15 protein-coding genes are annotated in these 18,574 nt (G+C 44.2%); 10 read left to right on the plus strand and 5 right to left on the minus strand.

The annotated features are described in order from the left end of the window. Position 1: 1 nt before the first annotated feature. Entirely contained in the window at positions 2–1,396 is a 1,395-nt protein-coding gene (locus tag L3V36_RS11515; RefSeq protein ID WP_102447135.1) for a winged helix-turn-helix domain-containing protein, read from the plus strand. Positions 1,397–1,613: 217 nt separating this feature from the next. Continuing rightward, a complete protein-coding gene (locus L3V36_RS11520) occupies positions 1,614–2,090 on the plus strand; it encodes a hypothetical protein (protein WP_102447136.1) in 477 nt (158 codons plus the stop codon). Positions 2,091–2,411: 321 nt separating this feature from the next. Here the strand turns inward: L3V36_RS11520 and L3V36_RS11525 are convergent, their stop codons facing one another. Further along, the gene (locus L3V36_RS11525) at positions 2,412–3,557 is read right to left on the minus strand and encodes a Na/Pi symporter (RefSeq protein WP_004735026.1); all 1,146 of its coding nucleotides are present in this window, start codon (positions 3,555–3,557) and stop codon (positions 2,412–2,414) included. Between the two features lie 389 nt (positions 3,558–3,946). On the opposite strand from L3V36_RS11525, the gene nhaR reads away from it, so the two are divergent. Further along, entirely contained in the window at positions 3,947–4,837 is an 891-nt protein-coding gene (gene nhaR, locus L3V36_RS11530) for a transcriptional activator NhaR (RefSeq protein WP_004735027.1), read from the plus strand. 99 nt (positions 4,838–4,936) lie between these two features. Beyond that, complete coding sequence (locus L3V36_RS11535) at positions 4,937–5,230, plus strand: metalloregulator ArsR/SmtB family transcription factor (RefSeq protein WP_004735028.1); 294 nt, start codon at positions 4,937–4,939, stop codon at positions 5,228–5,230. A gap of 366 nt (positions 5,231–5,596) precedes the next feature. On the opposite strand, the gene rpsT is transcribed toward L3V36_RS11535, so the two are convergent. Beyond that, positions 5,597–5,857, minus strand: coding sequence for a 30S ribosomal protein S20 (gene rpsT / locus L3V36_RS11540; protein WP_012603273.1), 261 nt, complete (start codon positions 5,855–5,857; stop codon positions 5,597–5,599). A gap of 251 nt (positions 5,858–6,108) precedes the next feature. On the opposite strand from rpsT, the gene murJ reads away from it, so the two are divergent. The 6 genes from murJ to ispH all read left to right on the plus strand — a co-directional run bounded on the left by murJ (position 6,109) and on the right by ispH (position 13,970). Then, complete coding sequence (gene murJ / locus L3V36_RS11545) at positions 6,109–7,671, plus strand: murein biosynthesis integral membrane protein MurJ (protein ID WP_050546228.1); 1,563 nt, start codon at positions 6,109–6,111, stop codon at positions 7,669–7,671. A gap of 70 nt (positions 7,672–7,741) precedes the next feature. Beyond that, complete coding sequence (ribF, locus tag L3V36_RS11550) at positions 7,742–8,677, plus strand: bifunctional riboflavin kinase/FAD synthetase (RefSeq protein WP_017077722.1); 936 nt, start codon at positions 7,742–7,744, stop codon at positions 8,675–8,677. Between the two features lie 63 nt (positions 8,678–8,740). Further along, positions 8,741–11,599 (plus strand): isoleucine--tRNA ligase, encoded by a 2,859-nt coding sequence (ileS, locus tag L3V36_RS11555; protein WP_004735055.1) that lies wholly within the window; start codon positions 8,741–8,743, stop codon positions 11,597–11,599. Positions 11,600–11,759: 160 nt separating this feature from the next. Beyond that, positions 11,760–12,260, plus strand: coding sequence for a signal peptidase II (gene lspA, locus L3V36_RS11560; protein ID WP_004735054.1), 501 nt, complete (start codon positions 11,760–11,762; stop codon positions 12,258–12,260). Positions 12,261–12,454: 194 nt separating this feature from the next. After that, positions 12,455–12,886, plus strand: coding sequence for an FKBP-type peptidyl-prolyl cis-trans isomerase (fkpB, locus tag L3V36_RS11565; protein WP_017088633.1), 432 nt, complete (start codon positions 12,455–12,457; stop codon positions 12,884–12,886). A 127-nt stretch (positions 12,887–13,013) separates the two neighbouring features. After that, on the plus strand, positions 13,014–13,970 hold the full coding sequence (gene ispH, locus L3V36_RS11570) for a 4-hydroxy-3-methylbut-2-enyl diphosphate reductase (protein ID WP_029222310.1): 957 nt from the start codon (positions 13,014–13,016) through the stop codon (positions 13,968–13,970). 157 nt (positions 13,971–14,127) lie between these two features. Here ispH and btsR read toward each other — a convergent pair whose 3' ends face one another. From btsR to L3V36_RS11585, 3 genes are all read right to left on the minus strand, one after another. Beyond that, positions 14,128–14,859 (minus strand): two-component system response regulator BtsR, encoded by a 732-nt coding sequence (btsR, locus tag L3V36_RS11575; protein ID WP_004735051.1) that lies wholly within the window; start codon positions 14,857–14,859, stop codon positions 14,128–14,130. Between the two features lie 105 nt (positions 14,860–14,964). Further along, positions 14,965–16,635: a sensor histidine kinase gene (locus tag L3V36_RS11580; protein ID WP_017091340.1), complete on the minus strand. Its 1,671-nt coding sequence runs from the start codon at positions 16,633–16,635 to the stop codon at positions 14,965–14,967. Between the two features lie 298 nt (positions 16,636–16,933). Continuing rightward, entirely contained in the window at positions 16,934–18,430 is a 1,497-nt protein-coding gene (locus L3V36_RS11585) for a carbon starvation protein A (protein ID WP_102481730.1), read from the minus strand. Between the last annotated feature and the right edge of the window lie 144 nt (positions 18,431–18,574).

Here is an 18,574-nt window from a genome sequence, read left to right on the forward strand (position 1 = left end):
TATGACTCGCTCGCATTGCTTTGTATTGCAACACGACTTTCCTATTTCTTTCTACCCTGATAAAAACCAGTTGGTGATTGATAGTGAAGAGATTCATTTAGAGCCACTGCAAGCAAGGCTGCTCAGCTATTTCATAGACAAGCGCGGGCAAGTGGTTAGTACGCAGCAGATAGCGGCGGATGTGTGGCAAAAAGTGTCTGACAACTTGGTTAGACAGGTCATCAGCTTACTGCGCAGTCAGCTTCAGGATAAGTCACGCCCGTATCGCATCATTCAGACCATTCCTAAGCAAGGTTACCTGTTCGATGTTGAGGTGACTCAGCAGAGTGTCGAACCAACTTCCGTTGATGACGCCTCTCTACCTGAATCTGAGCCTAAACCTTTTGTTGCTAATTCGAAAAAGAAAACCATCGCCCTGATTACAACCGCAGTATTCTCTGTTGGCTTAATAGCAACTTGGGCGTGGCAAATTGATGTCTCAACCAATGACACAGCTGTTATTTCTGCGCCTCAAAGTGATGTGATTCCCGTTTATATCCATGACATAACACTCGATTCTGCAGACGATTATGAGATGTCGGAAAGCGTGTACAACTACCTATTCTACGGGCTGAACTCAGCAAGAAATTTATCGGGTTACCACTTCTCTCAGCTATCGAAACAGGGCAAGCAATCACTTGCCAATAATGGTGTCGAACTCAAAGGTTGGCTCAAGCAAAAGGGCAATGATTATGTACTGAGCGTGTTGATACAAAACAACCGCCAGCCCAATCAAAGTCAGAAAGTGGAAAAGAGCTTTAGCCAAGATAACTTCTTTGATGCCATTGGGGATGTGATTCTTGAGATTAAAGCCATTATTGCCCCAATGAGCTCAGAATACGGTGTGGCAAGTCATCGAGTGACCTCTATTGATAACTACGATGACTGGAAGGTTATTTCAGAGGGGATATCGCTTTTCTACCAAGGCAAAGGTGGACAGCCATTTACAGAGATCGCACTTCAGTTGGATACGATTCAACAGCAAGGAAGAGACAATTATTTGGTCAATGCCTTATTGTCGTATTCGGAATCTTTGGCTTATTTGCAAAGTCATGAGCAAGAAGATCGCGAACATGCACTGCAACTGGCAAAGCAAGCCTTTGAGATGAACCCACGTTGTGATATTGCCAACCTTACGTTGGGTCTTGCATTGTTAATCAACCAACATGCCAATCAAGCTTTCCCTTACCTTTTTTATGCTGCCGAAAGTACACCTAGCCCAATCAGTTTTTATCTACTTAGTGTGGCTGACAAGCTGTCGGATAACCCTGAAGGTTCGCAATACAACTATCAGCGTTATACCGAAGTGAAAAAAGAGTATAATGGCCAACTGTTTGATCTTATTGAATCTTTATAAAAAACAAACCTTTCCTAAACCACATAATTCTCTTTGAAGTGAAGACGTTGAGCTACCGCTAATAGTAACGGCTCTTCCGCAAGGTTTTCTTGTGCCAACAGGCTTCTCAACATGTTTGATTATTGTTTGGACTTAGGCTCGATTGCCTTGCATCAAGCGTAAAAACATCGACTTCCACATACTGGTAACCAAATCATTAATTATTTGGGGTACACACATGTTGAAGAAGTTTGCTTTTCAGATCATTCCAATTCAGATCTTCTTATTCGTCTTTTGGTTCAAAAATGGCTTTGTCGATAAAGTGATGGGCGTTGTGCTTGGCTTTATTACGCCAGATACCGCTTATTCAGGTGATACTTGGGCTGGCTGGAAAGGCTATATTGTAGGAACTTGGGATAAGAGCCAAATCGGTCATGCTCTACTGAGTCCAACATTCGATTTTATGTTCCCTATTCTGATTGCTTTGCAATGTGTGCCGTTTTTACTGGTTATCCGTTCGGTATTTGCAGGTGAGTTCATGTCTGGCAAGGAGCGTCCGTGGTTACTCTATGCAGCCTTTGCTTCTTTATTTGTGACTGCTTGTATGGCTTTCACTCAAACCATCACAGGCGCAAGCGATGGGCAGTATCTATGGCAACTTATCGGCTTTGGCATGGTTGCCATTATGTATCTGCGTAATGAGCAAGGTAAGTAAGTGTTTTTTTAGATGCGGGATACGAAGGGTAGCTAGATACGAGTAAACGAGATGCGAGATACGAAGAGCGTGTTTAGATTTGAGTCAGTGAGGTACTGAGTACCAAACGCAGATAATGAGAGGAAGTCGCTTTTCGTCACTCTCTACTCGAATCTCGTATCTTCTTTTAGCTCTTCGTTACTCGTTCACTCGCATCCCGTATCTTTTTTTTGTTTCCCACATCTGCCTTTCAGAAAAGAAAAAGCCCGCAACCTAGGAGGTTGCGGGCTTTGTTATAAGCGATGTGTCTTGTTAGCGGTTAAGCATCTAATTATTTAGCGATTAAGCCGTCAGTGCTAACACGGTACCAGGCAGTACAAGGAATACCGCAATAAGGTAACCAGCCACTACAGATTTATTCTTCACAGCCATGTCAGAAATAATATCAGCGGCTTTTACTGGTAGTTCACGTAGGAACGGAATACCAAAGATGAATACCGTTGCCATGATGTTGAACACCAAGTGTACTAGAGCAATCTGAAGTGCGAATACTGCGAACTCACCAGATACTGCTGTTGCTGCTAATAGAGCGGTAATACACGTACCGATGTTTGCACCCAGAGTGAATGGGTAAACGTCACGTACTTTAAGGACACCTGAACCTACTAGTGGAACCATCAAGCTTGTTGTCGTAGAAGATGACTGAACAAGGATAGTAACGATAGAGCCAGAAGCGATACCGTGGATAGGACCACGACCAATTGCATTCTTTAGAATCTCACGAGCACGACCCACCATCAGGCTCTTCATTAGCTTACCCATTACCGTGATAGCTACGAAGATAGTCGCGATACCTAGAACGATAAGCATGATACCGCCAACAGTGTCGCCAAACGTCGATAGTGGCTCTTTAATCGCACTGACTACTGGTTTAGTGATTGGCTTGATGAAGTTAAGACCACCCATGCTCATATCACCTGTTGCTAGCATCGGTGATACCAACCAGTGAGAAATCTTCTCTAGAATACCAAACGCCATCTCTAGTGGTAGGAAGATAGCAACGGCTAATAGGTTAAAGAAGTCGTGAATCGTCGCACTTGCGAATGCACGTTTGAACTCATCTTTACAACGAACATGACCAAGACTAACTAGCGTATTGGTTACTGTCGTACCAATGTTCGCACCCATGATCATAGGGATTGCTAGCTCAACAGGTAAACCACCTGCCACAAGGCCAACGATAATTGAAGTAACTGTACTTGATGATTGAATAAGTGCTGTTGCCACTAAACCAATCATTAAGCCTGCAACTGGGTGTGAAGCAAATTCGAAAAGAACCTTTGCTTGCTCGCCTGTTGCCCATTTGAAGCCTGTACCAACCATTGAAACTGAAAGTAATAGTAGGTAAAGCATGAATGCCAAGTTAGCCCAGCGTAGCCAACGAGTTGTGCTCGAGATAGGCGCTGCTGCAGTAGTAGCTTGGTTCATAATGTTTTCTCCATTGGACCGTTTAAGTCTGTGTTTGGTCTGTTTGTTTAATCTGAGCGTGATGTTAGAGAACAAATATTTCAGTAATATTACATTTTGGTTTAGGTGAGACTTTTTTGTGATGATTTGCCCTTTAAATATTTGGTCTTGAAATGGTGATGGTTTAACTTGTTGTTTTTATGGGATTTTATTCGTATTTTTGATAGGTGATATAGATCTTAAAAGTTAGAGAAAAATTGAAAATAATTGCTGAAATATTACATTATGAAATCAGACACTTCGAAAAAATAAGTGGTAATAACTAGTTTGGTTAGGTTTTTCCGAGTTTGTTGAGCGAAGGTGTCATATTTGATATAAAAGGGTATCTACTCTTTTACTACGGCACATCTATGTCGCACCTCAACTATAACCACCTTTATTACTTCTGGATGGTTTGCAAGCAAGGCTCTGTTACTAAAGCAGCAGAAGCCCTATTCCTAACACCACAAACGGTAACAGGTCAGATAAAAGCGTTAGAAGAGCGTATGGATGGCAAGTTGACCAAGCGCAATGGTCGCAGTGTTGAGCCTACAGAGCTTGGACAGCTAGTCTTTAAATATTCCGACCGTATGTTTGGCCTGAGCTACGAGATGCTGGATATCGTGAATTACAGCCAGCACTCCAATATTCTGTTTGATGTTGGTGTTGCAGATGCGCTGTCTAAAAGGCTTGTCAGCAAGATACTGATGTCGACTATTCCCCCAGATAACAGTATTCATTTACGCTGCTTTGAATCGACCCATGAAATGCTACTTGAGCAACTGTCTCAACATAAGCTCGATATGATCTTGTCTGACTGTCCGGTGGATTCGAGTCAAAGTCCTGGCCTGTTTAGTAAGAAGTTGGGTGAGAGTGGAATGAGTTTTTTCAGTTCGGGTAAGGTTGAAGGTGTTAGCTTCCCGGCTGTATTAGAGCAAAGAAAGCTTTTGATCCCAGGAAGTCGAACCTCGATGGGGCGTAAAGTGCTGCAATGGTTTGATAGACAAGGACTTAAACCCGATATTTTGGGTGAGTTTGATGACGCGGCATTGATGAAGGCCTTTGCTCGTTATCACGATGACGCTATCTTCTTAGCGCCTACGCTTTATATGTCTGAAGTTGAAGAGGATTCATCACTGCAATTATTGGTTGGTATTGAAGAATTAAAAGAGGAGTACTACGTCATATTTGCTGAGAGGATGATCCAACATCCAGCAGTAAAAAATGTATGTGACGCAGATTTTAGCAAATTGTTCGAGTGAGGCGGTTTGTTAATGAATTGATATCGATTATCATAACGCCACCATATGCCGGAAATACTAATAGCCGTAGTTGGTGTAAAGGTTGTAGGGAGCCAAACTATGAACTTAAAAGAGATGGAGAAGAACTCAGCGCAAGCTGTGATTCTACTCAAAGCCATGGCCAACGAGCGTCGCTTACAGATTTTGTGCCTATTACATGGTACTGAGCTGTCAGTTGGGGAGTTGTGTGGCAAGTTGGAACTGAGTCAGTCTGCTTTATCTCAACATCTTGCTTGGTTGAGAAGAGATGGTTTGGTCGAAACTCGCAAAGAAGCTCAAACTGTGTATTACACATTGAGCAGTGAAGAAGTAAAAGCGATGATTAACCTACTGCATGGTATTTACTGCAAGTAGCTTATTGCTGGTGGGAGGGGGATTTCTTATCAGTGATAGAATGACACAAGGAAGTGTCAGTATTTCATGTCGAATGTTAGTGCCTATCTATTTACCAACCTATCTATTTTCTTGTCTGTTTATTTTCTCGTTGTCTATTTTTTATATGCTTAGTTGTCTATCGGTCAGCGATATGCCTTTTAGTAAGCAAATGCGTGTCAGTTAGCCAAATGCCTTTTAGTAAGCAAGTATCTGCCGGCAAACCACGTGCTTTTAAGTAAGCTAAGTAATGTTCAGCAAGAAAAATCGCTGTGTTACTCAAAATTTAGATATAAAAAAACCGGCCGAGGCCGGTTTTTTTCGTTTTGCGTTGTAATCAAATTTCTATTAAAGAGCTTTGATTGCAGCAGCGAAACGAGACTTATGACGTGCAGCTTTATTCTTATGAATAAGGCCTTTAGTCGCCATGCGGTCTAGAAGAGGTGTAACTTCTACAAGAGCAGCAGTTGCAGCTTCTTTATTGCCAGCTTCAATAGCTGCAATAGTTTTTTTCATGTAAGTGCGCATCATAGAACGACGGCTAGCATTGTGCTGGCGACGTTTCTCAGCTTGGATAGCGCGCTTCTTAGCAGATTTACTGTTTGCCAAGGTCTAACTCCCAAAAACTTAGTTCGGTGACAATTTAAGGGCGAGGACTATCCCTCATAGGCGCTTAATTGTCAAATGATTTGTGCAAAAACCAATCTCAGCCAAAACAAATTTTGGTATGGAAAGGTCATCGCGGTTAAGATGGCGGGGATTCTAACAGCATTTTTAGACCAATGCTAATAATTATGCTTCTAAGGACAGGATAGTATTTATCCTTGCTTGAAAGTAATCAACCAGTGTCAGAGGTTTCTGTGAGTAAACGACTATTAAAGTCAGGCCTGATTGTCAGTGCAATGACTTTTGTTTCCCGTGTGTTGGGGCTAGTACGTGATGTAGTAGTAGCAAATTTGATGGGAGCAGGAGCGAGTGCCGACGTATTTTTCTTCGCTAATAAAATTCCTAATTTCTTACGTCGACTTTTTGCAGAAGGTGCGTTCTCTCAAGCGTTTGTTCCTGTATTAACAGAATATCACGCCGCAGGTGATAAAGATAAGACACGAGATTTAATTGCTAAAGTGTCGGGTACGCTCGGGGTTTTAGTGTCTATAGTGACCGTTATCGGAGTTTTGGGCTCGGGTGTGATCACTGCGATGTTTGGTGCAGGTTGGTTTATCGACTGGTTGAATGACGGCCCAGCAGCCCCTAAATTTGAGCTGGCGAGCTTTATGCTCAAGATTACCTTTCCTTATTTATGGTTTATTACCTTTGTTGCCTTATCTGGTGCAATCCTCAATACCATGGGTAAATTTGCGGTTTCGTCATTTACACCTGTTTTCTTGAACGTAATGATCATTGCTTGTGCTTGGTTTCTTGCTCCTAATTTAGAACAGCCTGAAATTGGCTTGGCAATCGGTGTGTTTCTTGGTGGTTTAGTCCAGTTTCTTTTCCAAATGCCTTTCTTGATAAAAGCGGGTGTTCTGGTTAAGCCGAAGTGGGGCTGGAGAGATCCGGGCGTTGTAAAGATCCGTACGCTAATGATCCCAGCTCTGTTCGGTGTATCTGTCAGCCAAATTAACTTATTGTTTGATACCTTTATTGCTAGCTTCCTAGCGACCGGTTCGATCAGTTGGTTGTATTATTCAGACCGACTGCTTGAATTCCCACTAGGTCTATTCGGTATTGCGATTGCGACTGTCATTCTTCCTGCTTTGTCTCGTAAACATGTTGAAGCTCAAGGTGAAGGGTTTGCGCACACCATGGACTGGGGTGTGCGTATGGTGTTGCTGCTTGGTATTCCTGCGATGTTAGGCTTGATAGTTTTAGCTAAGCCGATGCTGATGGTGCTCTTCATGCGTGGTGAGTTTTCGCCACATGATGTACAGCAGGCATCAATGTCATTGGTTGCTTACGCATCGGGTTTGCTTAACTTCATGCTGATTAAAGTGTTAGCTCCGGGCTATTACTCTCGCCAAGATACTAAAACTCCTGTGAAGTACGGCATTATCGCCATGGTCACCAACATGGTGTTCAACGCGATTTTTGCGTATTTCTATGGTTATGTTGGTTTGGCGATAGCGACGGCATTGTCTGCCTTTGTGAATATGGCCTTGTTGTATCGTGGATTGCATCTTGCAGGTGTGTATCAATTATCTAAGACAACCTTGTTGTTCAGTGCCAAATTGATTATCTCAGGCGTAGTGATGGTTGCGGCGATTTTATGGCAGTTGGATAATATGCAACATTGGCTTGAATGGAGCTTTAGCCAGAGAGCACTAACATTAACAGGCTTGATTGGACTTGGTGGCTTTGTTTATATTGTTTCGGTACTGATTTTAGGTATCCGAGTAAAACATTTAAAAGCAGCGACAGATTAATACTGATTAGTATATAATCCGTCGGTTTCACACAATAAATGATGCAAATAACAGGTTTTAGCTGATCATAATGGAACTGATCCGAGGTATACACAATATTAAAGCGCAGCATCATGGCTGTGTATTAACCATAGGTAACTTCGATGGTGTTCATTTAGGACATCAAGAGGTTCTGAGTCAGGTTTCTAAACAAGCTGCAGCATTAGGGCTCCCTTCTGTTGTCATGACGTTTGAACCACAGCCTATGGAGCTGTTTGCCCGAGGTAAAGCGCCAGCACGTTTAACTCGCTTACGAGATAAATATGTGCAACTGAGTAAGCTAGATATCAGTCGGTTGTTGTGTGTGAATTTCAATCAGTATTTTGCAAGCTTATCCGCAGAAGCATTCATTAAGGATCTTTTGGTTGATAAGCTTGGTGTGAAATTCTTGGTGGTTGGTGACGATTTTTGCTTTGGCAAAGGTCGAACAGGTAATTTCGCGATGCTTAAAGAAGCGGGCGAAAAATATGGTTTTGAGGTGGTAAGCACCCAAAGCTATTGCTTAAATCAATTACGGGTAAGCAGCACTGAGATACGGAATGCACTAGCGGTCGATGATTTGGCTGCAAGTGCTACCATGTTAGGCCGTGACTACAGTATTAGTGGTCGTGTGTCTCATGGTCGAAAACTAGGGAGAACTATCGGTTTCCCTACCGCTAACATTCCATTAAAGCGTTGTGTTTCTCCTGTATCGGGAGTGTATGTTGTTGAAGCATTGGATATCGACGGTGTTCCTGTCGGTGGCGTTGCTAATATTGGACAACGACCAACGGTTAATGGTGTAAGGCAGCAATTAGAAGTGCACTTTTTTGACTTTAAAGCCAATTTATATGGTAAACAGTTAGAAGTACGACTTTTGCACAAACTGCGCGACGAGATAAAATTTGAATCGTTCGACGCACTAAAGAATCAAATAGAATTGGATGCTGAAGCCGCAAGGGTGTGGCTGCTTCAGCTAAAGAATTAGTCGGATGATTCCACCGATTAACATAATGTCTAACTTCGCCCAATATAACGGAATTAAGAATCGATGAGTGATTATAAAGATACCCTGAACTTACCAGAAACAGGGTTCCCAATGCGCGGCAATCTGGCAAATCGTGAACCAGAAATGCTGAAGCGTTGGTACAAAGAAGATCTTTACGGCGAAATCCGTAAGGCAAAGAAAGGTAAAAAATCTTTCGTGCTGCATGATGGCCCTCCATACGCGAACGGCGACATTCACATTGGCCACGCGCTGAATAAGATTCTTAAAGACATTATTATCAAATCTAAGACCCTTTCTGGTTTTGATGCACCGTACATCCCAGGTTGGGACTGTCACGGTCTTCCAATCGAGTTAATGGTTGAGAAGAAGAAAGGTAAGCCTGGTCAGAAGATTTCGGCTGCTGAATTCCGCGAAGAGTGTCGTAAGTACGCTGCGGGCCAAGTTGAAGGTCAGAAAGAGAGCTTCAAACGTCTTGGTATCATGGGCGAGTGGGATAAACCTTACCGCACTATGGATTTCGGCACTGAAGCGAACATCATTCGTTCTCTAGGCAAAATCGCAGACAAAGGTCACCTTCTTAAAGGTTTCAAACCCGTTCACTGGTGTACTGACTGTGGTTCTGCTTTGGCTGAAGCTGAAGTTGAATATAAAGATAAAGTTTCTCCATCTATCGATGTGAAATTTACAGCAGCTGACGAAGCGGCGCTTCTAGAGAAATTTACTCTAGCGGAAGGTCACGCGGGTCAGGGCGAAATCTCTATCGTTATCTGGACGACAACACCGTGGACTCTGCCTGCTAACCGCGCAGTATGTCTACGTGATGATCTTGAATACGTACTTATCCAAGTTGAAGCGAATGGCGAACAGCCAGCTCAACGTATCGTTGTTGCTTCTGAACTAGCAAAAGACGTAATGGATCGTACAGGTATCGAGCACTTTCATAACCTTGGTTTTGCGACTGGTGCTGATCTTGAGCTTTCTCAGTTCAACCACCCGTTCTACGACTTTACTGTTCCTGCTGTTCTTGGCGACCACGTTACAACGGATTCAGGTACTGGTGTGGTTCACACTGCGCCTGGTCATGGTCAAGAGGATTTCGTGGTTGGTAAGAAGTACGACCTAGAAATCGCTAACCCAGTAGGCTCAAACGGCGTTTACCTGCCAGATACTGAGCTATTTGCTGGTCAGCATGTATTCAAAGCGAACGATTCTGTTTTAGAAGTTCTAAAAGAGAAAGGTGCACTATTGCATCACCACGCTTACGAGCACAGCTACCCACACTGTTGGAGACATAAAACTCCAATCATCTTCCGTGCAACACCGCAGTGGTTCATCTCTATGGATCAAGCTGGCCTACGTGCAAAAGCACTAGAGTCAACGAAGAGTGTTGAATGGATGCCAGAATGGGGTCAAAGCCGTATCGAAGGTATGATCGAAGGTCGCCCTGAGTGGTGTATCTCTCGTCAACGTACTTGGGGTGTGCCAATTGCTCTGTTCGTTCATAAAGAAACATCAGAACTTCACCCAGATAGCCCAGCTCTTATTGAAAAAGTAGCGAAGCTTGTGGAAGAAAAAGGCATTCAAGCTTGGTGGGATGTAGATGCTGCTGAACTGATGGGTGCTGAAGACGCTGACAAGTACGAGAAAGTACTTGATACGTTAGACGTATGGTTCGACTCAGGTGTAACGCACTTCTCTGTTGTGGATTCTCGTGAAGAGTACAACTTCCCGAATGAAGAAAGAACGCACAGTGCTGATCTTTACCTTGAAGGTTCTGACCAACACCGTGGCTGGTTCCAGTCATCTTTGATTTCATCTATCGCGATGAAAGACGAAGCACCATACAAGCAAGTGCTAACGCACGGTTTCGTGGTTGATGGTAACGGCCGTAAGATGTCTAAATCTATCGGTAACGTTGTTGCTCCTAAAGATGTAACCAACAAGCTAGGCGCAGATATCCTACGTCTATGGGTTGCTTCTACGGATTACACTAACGAAGTTGCGGTTTCCGACGAGATCCTTAAGCGTTCTGCTGATGCATACCGTCGTATTCGTAACACGGCTCGTTTCTTCCTAGCGAACTTGAACGGTTTCAACCCTGAAACTGACCTAGTGCCTGCTGAAGAAATGGTCGCACTTGATCGCTGGGCTGTTGGCCGTGCTCAAGCTGCACAAGAAGAGATTGTTAAAGCATACGGTGAGTACAACACTCACGGTGTGACTCAACGTCTAATGCAGTTCTGTTCTATTGAAATGGGTTCTTTCTACCTAGACGTAATTAAAGACCGTCAGTACACAGCGAAACAGGGCAGCCATGCTCAACGTAGCTGTCAAACGGCGCTTTACTACATCGTAGAAGCTCTAGTTCGTTGGATGGCGCCTATCATGTCGTTCACTGCAGATGAAATCTGGAACGAGATGCCTGGCGAGCGCGACACGTTTGTATTCACTGGCGAGTGGTTCGAAGGCCTATTTGGTCTTGCTGACGACGAAGAACTAAGCAACGAATTCTGGACTGAAATCCAGTCAGTTCGTGGCGCAGTGAACAAGCTTCTTGAAGATGCTCGTAAAGAGAAAACGATCGGTGGTGCATTGCAGGCTGAAGTGACTCTATACGCTGACGACGCACTGGCTGCTAAAATCAACAAGCTAGAAGATGAGCTACGTTTCGTACTTATCACCTCTGCTGCTGTTGTTAAGCCGCTTAGCGACAAGTCTGATACAGCTCAAGCGACAGACGTTGCAGGTTTATACGTTGAAGTTGCAGCAACTGAAGCTGAGAAGTGTGACCGTTGCTGGCACCACACTCCAGATGTAGGCACAATCGAAGGTCACGAGAAAATTTGTGGTCGTTGTGTGTCGAACATCGACGGTGAAGGCGAAGTGCGTAAATACGCATAACGACTCAGAGAAAGACTGAACTTTTTGTAAAAATCATAGCCCCAGTATCAACTGGGGTTATTTTTAATTATAGGAAATGTGTTTAACCGAGTTGAGTGCTCATCATCCCTTAAACAGGATGATTAAATGGGTACTGGCTTCGTAAATACTAGGAATAGAAATGAGTGAAGTTTCGTTAAAACAATCTGGTGTGCGTTGGTTATGGCTGGCTCTGTTGGTCTTCCTTGCTGATATCGGCATCAAACTCTTTGTCATGGACAACATGGGTTATGGCTGGGCAAACCGTATTGAGGTGTTGCCATTCTTTAACTTTTTGTATGTTCATAACTATGGTGCGGCATTTAGCTTTCTGAGCGATCAGAGCGGCTGGCAGCGTTGGTTGTTTACGGGTATCGCATTTGCGGTAACGGGTATGCTGACATACTGGATGAGCAAACTACCTGCAGCAGAAAAGTGGAATAACATTGCTTATGCGATCATCATTGGTGGCGCGGTAGGTAACGTGTTCGACCGTGTTGTACATGGTTTTGTGGTTGATTACCTAGACTTCTACTGGGGTACTTACCATTGGCCTGCATTCAACTTGGCTGATATGGGGATCTGTATCGGTGCTGCGATGATCATCCTAGATGGCTTCCGCAAGAAAGATGAAAGCAAATAGGCGACTCAGGTATTAATGAGTATTAACTAAATCGCTTTGAATTAGATTGCCCTAAAGTCAGTCTATGACTCACAGAATGGAATAGCCCTAAGCGCTGTCGGTTGATTCCGGCGGCGCTTTTTTTTATGCTTCAGTCAACAAGGAAGCAAAGCACAGCGCATCCTCAAATAATAAAGAAATCTAAGGAAAGTAACGTGGCAGCAATTAAAAATGATTCAGCAGTAACTCTACATTTTACGATTAAAATGAAGGATGGTTCAGTTGCCGATAGCACCGAAAATATGGGTAAGCCTGCGAAGTTCGTTATGGGTGATGGCAGCCTAAGTGAGAACTTTGAACAGTGCCTGATTGGTCTTGAAACGGGGACTGAAAAGTCTATCGAATTGAAGGCGCAAGACGCGTTTGGTATGCCAAATCCAGATCACATTCATCATATGGATCGTGCTAAGTTTGTTGGCGACTCTGAAGTCGAAGTTGGCACTATTATGGCTTTCTCTGGTCCTGATGGTATGGAAATTCCAGGTATTATCACTGAGATCGCGGGCGATTCAGTGACGGTTGATTTTAATCATCCATTAGCAGGCCAAGACGTTACGTTTGACGTTAACATCTTAGCGGTGGAATAACGATAGAATAACATCGCCTTACAGGTGTGGCACAACCCAGAGCTTCACTGTCTAGGCGCTTCACTGTAGAATGCGAACCTCGCTGACAGCGAACTCTATAGAAACAACCTTAGTACCGCGGTAAATGATGAGCAATGAAATGAAAATAATGTTAGCTAACCCTCGTGGCTTTTGTGCCGGTGTCGATCGTGCGATCAGTATTGTTGAGCGTGCACTCGAAATGTACCAGCCACCGATCTATGTTCGTCATGAAGTGGTACACAACCGCTTTGTTGTTGAAGGGCTAAAGCAACGTGGTGCTATTTTTGTCGAAGAGTTAAGTGAAGTGCCAGACGATAACATCGTGATCTTCTCTGCTCACGGTGTTTCTCAAGCTGTTCGTAAAGAAGCGAAAGAGCGCGAACTCACGGTATTTGATGCAACGTGTCCTTTGGTAACCAAAGTCCATATGGAAGTTGCTCGTGCGAGCCGCAAACATATGGAAGTGGTACTGATTGGTCACGCGGGTCACCCTGAGGTTGAAGGCACCATGGGTCAGTACGCTAGCCAAACTGGTGGTATGTACTTGGTTGAGAAACCAGAGGATGTACAGAACCTCGTGGTGAATGATCCAAGTAACCTGCATTATGTTAGCCAAACCACTTTGTCAGTTGATGAAACGGCGGATGTGATTGAAGAGCTGCGTCGAGTGTTCCCTGAGATCCAAGGCCCACGTAAAGACGACATCTGCTACGCGACTCAAAACCGTCAAGACGCAATTCGTGAGATGGCCGGTGATGTTGATGTCGTGATAGTTGTTGGTTCTAAGAACTCATCGAACTCAACACGTTTGAAAGAGCTGGCTGAAAAGCTAGGCACGCCAGGTTATCTAACCGATTGCCCTGAAGACATTCAAACTGAATGGGTTGAAGGGAAAAAGAAAATCGGTGTAACAGCCGGTGCTTCTGCTCCTGAAGAGTTGGTAAACCAAATCTTAGATCGTATTCGTGAGCTGGGTGCTACCGAGGTTGAAGAGATTCAAGGTCGTGAAGAGAACATGTTCTTCGAAGTACCAAAAGAGCTGCAGATTAAGCAAGTCGACTAATCGCTATTGATTTGTGACAAGATCGATTCGTAACTCTATTGATTCGCAAACACTATCGATTTGTAAACACTATTGATTTGTAAACAGCAGGAAGCCAACGTTGATGCGTTGGCTTTTTTGATCGTGCTTTGGAACAAGGCGTCGAATTTCTAACAGGTTACTGGAGACCGAGTAGCTCTTTCAGTGTCTTGAGGTAGCGGCGGCTGACAGGCACTTCAAAGCCAGTCAGAGTGATGATCTCCGCTAATCCATTTTCTAACAGTTTGATCTCTTGGATCGATTTTATGTTGATCAAATACTGTCGATGACAACGGATCAAATCGGTTTTTTCTTCCAAGATCTTTAGCGTTAACTGTGAGGTCGCCGTTTGTGAGGAGCTACGAACATGCACACCACTGATATCTGAATAAGCGCACTCGACCGTTTGGCTTGCCATGATCACAATGCGGTTGTGGCCGATACACGGGATCTGCTCTAAACGGCATGGAGCAATGGCAGAGATGTCTTGCTCCGGCGCTTTATGGTTCTGCTTGATGACCTTATTCAGACGACAAACACTCTTGTTTAATCGACAAGGTTCAACTGGCTTAAGTAGGTAGTCAAAAGCGTTATCTTCAAAGGCTTGAATCGCATATTGGTCGTAGGCAGTGACGAATACCACGTAAGGCATGGTGTCTGGATCAAGCATGCTTAACAGTTCAATTCCGGTAACCTGCGGCATTTGGATATCCAAATACACCACATCAGGCTTGAGTAGATTGATCTGTTTCAGTCCTTCGATCGCGTTACTCGCTTGGCCAATGATTTCCACTTCTCCGGTTTCGGTCAGCAGTTCAATCAGCTCTTCGCGAGCAAAAAGCTCATCATCGACAACTAATGCCTTTAACATCCTACAATCTTCATCTTGGTTCTATCCCTGCTTGGTTCACGCTTATCTTTTAAATATCTGCTTCTAAATGTTTCAACTCGGAGCTATTTGTCTCCGAAAATACCATTATTTTAGTATAGGTATGATAAAGCTCATTCGAGTAAATTGCTGTGGTTGAGATTCTATTTTTAGTGCTGAATCTTGTCCAAAGAAATTAGTGAGTCGTTTATCAACAATTTCCATGCCTAGTCCAACATGATCTTTCGATGGCTTTTGATAATTGCCCGCGTTGTCTTCAACGGTCAACTTGACCCCACCCTTGAAAGCCTCGCTATAGATCTTCACTTTGCCACCTTCCAGCATGTTAGAAATCCCATGTTTGATGGCATTTTCGACTAGCGGTTGTAGGGTAAAGCTTGGCAGTTGCGACTCATACAGTTGTGGGTCAATATCCCATTCCACTTCTAATCGATCGGTAAAGCGTGCCTTCTCTATGGTTAGATACGCATTAACGTGTGCCAGTTCGTCTTTGAGTTTTACAGTGTTGATGTTCTGCTTCAGGTTACTTCTAAAGAAGTGAGACAGATGTTGAATGAGCTCACGTGCTTTATCAGGGTCACGACGTGTAACGGCACTGATGGTGTTAAGTGCATTAAACAAGAAGTGTGGGTTCACCTGTGCATGCAACAGTTTGATTTCCGCTTGGGTGAGCAGCGTTTGCTGTTGTTGATAATTACTAAACAGGATCTGGCTCGATAAGAGCTGAGCGATACCTTCACCCATCGACATATTGATGGTCGAGAATAGTTTCAGCTTTGGCTCATACAGTTTGATGGTTCCGATGACTTCGTTTCCTGCTCTTAACGGGATAATTAGCGCGGAGCCTAACTTACAATCCTGCGAAAGGGAGCATTGGTATGGATTCTCTTTGCCATCAAGGTAGATGATGTCGTTCTGTTCCATCGAAGTGAGCGTGCTCTGCGATGAAATAGGGGTGTTCGGAATATGGTGTTCATCACCAATGCCGATGAACGCGAGGATTTTTTCTCGGTCGGTGATCGCCACCGCACCAACGTTGGTCTCTTCGTAAATGATCCGCACTATTTTTTGCGCGTTATCCGAATTGAATCCTCCATGCAAAATACCCACTGAACGCTCGGCGATGGTTAATGCGCGGCGTGAGAAAGTTGCCGAATACTTCTCGAAGATGGTTTTCCGATCTTGGATGATGCTCATGAACAGCGCCGCACCGACCGAGTTAGCAATGATCATTGGCGCGGCAATATCAGAAACCAGAGCATAGGACTGCTCGAATGGTTTCGCGACCGCTAACAGAATTAGCATCTGAATAATCTCTGCAAACAGGGTTACCGAGAAAACCACCAATGGATTAAACAGCTGGCTGGCTTTGTTCTTTCTCACTAGGTAAACGTGTAATAGGCCGCCAATCAAGCCTTCTGCTGTTGTTGAAATCGCGCAAGCTAGATCGGTGAATCCACCCAAAGAGTAACGATGGATTCCGCCAGTAAAACCGACCGCAAAGCCGACAACCGGACCACCAAATAGGCCACCCATAACGGCACCCATCGCACGAGTGTTGGCGATCGCGTCATTAATCTGCAGTCCAAAATAGGTGCCCATAATACAGAACAGGGAAAACAGAACGTAGCAGCTTATCTTATGACTTAAGCGTGAAGAGATGCTCAACAAAGGAAGAATCAGTGGAGTCTTGCTGAGCATGTAAGCAATCACTAAGTAGACACAGGTTTGTTGCAGCAGAGAGAGAATGAGTTCCATATTTTCACCTATTGAGACGCTGGTTAAGTGTAAAGCTCATTGCGTAGTAACGGTAGCTTTGCTTGTGTTTTCATTGGTTATATCGAGTTGCGATTGCTTTTCAGGCGGAGATACCAATATTGATGTACTAATGTTGATGTACCAATGCTGAGATACAGTAAAGCCCATCACAGAGGACGGGCTTTAGTCTTAATTTCCACGAATCACTGGGTGATTACGGGAGCAAGCGAAGTGTGTTTGGCTTGTTCTTTTGTCTCTCTATGAAGACGTGTCTCTTGTTCTCAAGAGTCTGAAAGAACTAGGCGGTTTTGGTGACGCCTTTTGCTTCTTTTTCTTCTTCTTCTTCATCAGCAAGGTCGATATCGCCTTTGCCTTTTGAAATTTTGATAACGTAAGCCGCAACACCGAATGCACTCACCACACCGATGATGGTTGAAAGCTGCATTGGTAGACCGAAGCCCAGCTGGCTATTGTTCAAGATGAATGTGATGCACACAGACGTCATGAAGATAGCTGGAACCGTTGTTACCCAGTGCAGTTTGTTGTGACGAAGTAGGTAAGCTGAAGCTGTCCACAGCATCATGACTGCTGTTGATTGGTTAGCAAAACCGAAGTAGCGCCAGATGATACCGAAATCTACTTGAGTCAGGATGCCACCAAGAACGAATAGCGGTAGAGCCATTAGTAGTCGGTTACGCAGTGTTTTCTGTTCCATGTTGAAGTATTCAGCAAGGATAAGACGGCTTGAACGGAACGCTGTGTCACCAGAAGTGATAGGTAGGATAACCACGCCAAGGAAAGCAAGGATACCGCCAAATACACCCAGTAGGCCAAATGAAGCGCTGTATACCACGTTACCAGGGCCGCCGTTTGCAATCGCGTCAGATAGAGATTCAACTGAACCGAAGAATGACAGAGCAAGCGCACACCAGATTAGAGCGATGATGCCTTCACCAATCATTGCACCGTAGAATACGAAGCGGCCGTTTTTCTCGTTTTCCATGCAACGCGCCATTAGTGGAGACTGAGTTGCGTGGAAGCCAGAGATAGCACCACAAGCGATGGTGATAAATAGAGCAGGCCAAAGCGGTAGATCGTTAGGGTTCATGTTAGTGAACATGTCTTTCATCTCGAAGCCACCCATGATTTGGTGCTCGTCAGACAGACCAATCGCAGTGATTAGGCCAACAGACATAAAGATAAGCAGTGCACCGAACAGTGGGTAGAAGCGACCAATGATTTTATCGACAGGGACAATCGTTGCGATGATGTAGTAAGCAAAGATGATGACAACCATGGTGCTCGTAGACATTACGAAATCAGTTTGGTCGTTCACTAGGTTAGTGATCATGCCTGCTGGAGCAGAAACGAATACCACACCAACAAGAAGCAGTAGAACAATGGCAAAGATGTTCATAAAGTGTTTTGCGCCATTGCCTAGGTAACGTCCAGTGATGGTTGGAACCGAAGCGCCACCATTGCGGATAGATAACATACCTGAGAAGTAGTCGTGTACGGCACCTGCGAAGATACAACCTAGCACGATCCAAAGCATTGCTGCTGGGCCGTAAAGGGCACCCATGATAGGGCCGAAGATTGGACCTACACCTGCAATGTTAAGCAGTTGAACTAGGTAAACCTTTGGCGTCGACATTGGAACGAAGTCCACGCCGTCTTGCTTGGTGTGAGCGGGTGTTTGACGCTTTTCATTGATACCGAAAATCTTCTCGATAAAGGCACCGTAAATAAAGTAGCCACCAATGAGTGCTGCAACACAGGTAAGAAACCACATCATAATTTGTTATCCCTGAATGTATTAATTAAGTCAGGGTGTATATTAAAGGAGTGTATGAGAAGAAACTTCCGCTATCAGAGTGAGTGGTCGAATAGCTAATTAAGTGGTGTTATAACTGATTGAGCGGTTTGCTCTCTTACTTGA

Source organism: Vibrio sp. G-C-1 (assembly GCF_021728015.1).
GTDB lineage: Bacteria > Pseudomonadota > Gammaproteobacteria > Enterobacterales > Vibrionaceae > Vibrio > Vibrio splendidus.

What these genes read in the sequence shown, in the direction of transcription:
- L3V36_RS11515 (WP_102447135.1), top strand. Translation starts at nt 2, where the DNA reads ATGACTCGCTCGCATTGCTTTGTATTGCAACACGACTTTCCTATTTCT.
- L3V36_RS11520 (WP_102447136.1), top strand. Translation starts at nt 1,614, where the DNA reads ATGTTGAAGAAGTTTGCTTTTCAGATCATTCCAATTCAGATCTTCTTA.
- L3V36_RS11525 (WP_004735026.1), bottom strand. Translation starts at nt 3,557, where the DNA reads ATGAACCAAGCTACTACTGCAGCAGCGCCTATCTCGAGCACAACTCGT.
- nhaR (WP_004735027.1), top strand. Translation starts at nt 3,947, where the DNA reads ATGTCGCACCTCAACTATAACCACCTTTATTACTTCTGGATGGTTTGC.
- L3V36_RS11535 (WP_004735028.1), top strand. Translation starts at nt 4,937, where the DNA reads ATGAACTTAAAAGAGATGGAGAAGAACTCAGCGCAAGCTGTGATTCTA.
- ribF (WP_017077722.1), top strand. Translation starts at nt 7,742, where the DNA reads ATGGAACTGATCCGAGGTATACACAATATTAAAGCGCAGCATCATGGC.
- ileS (WP_004735055.1), top strand. Translation starts at nt 8,741, where the DNA reads ATGAGTGATTATAAAGATACCCTGAACTTACCAGAAACAGGGTTCCCA.
- lspA (WP_004735054.1), top strand. Translation starts at nt 11,760, where the DNA reads ATGAGTGAAGTTTCGTTAAAACAATCTGGTGTGCGTTGGTTATGGCTG.
- ispH (WP_029222310.1), top strand. Translation starts at nt 13,014, where the DNA reads ATGAGCAATGAAATGAAAATAATGTTAGCTAACCCTCGTGGCTTTTGT.
- btsR (WP_004735051.1), bottom strand. Translation starts at nt 14,859, where the DNA reads ATGTTAAAGGCATTAGTTGTCGATGATGAGCTTTTTGCTCGCGAAGAG.
- L3V36_RS11580 (WP_017091340.1), bottom strand. Translation starts at nt 16,635, where the DNA reads ATGGAACTCATTCTCTCTCTGCTGCAACAAACCTGTGTCTACTTAGTG.
- L3V36_RS11585 (WP_102481730.1), bottom strand. Translation starts at nt 18,430, where the DNA reads ATGATGTGGTTTCTTACCTGTGTTGCAGCACTCATTGGTGGCTACTTT.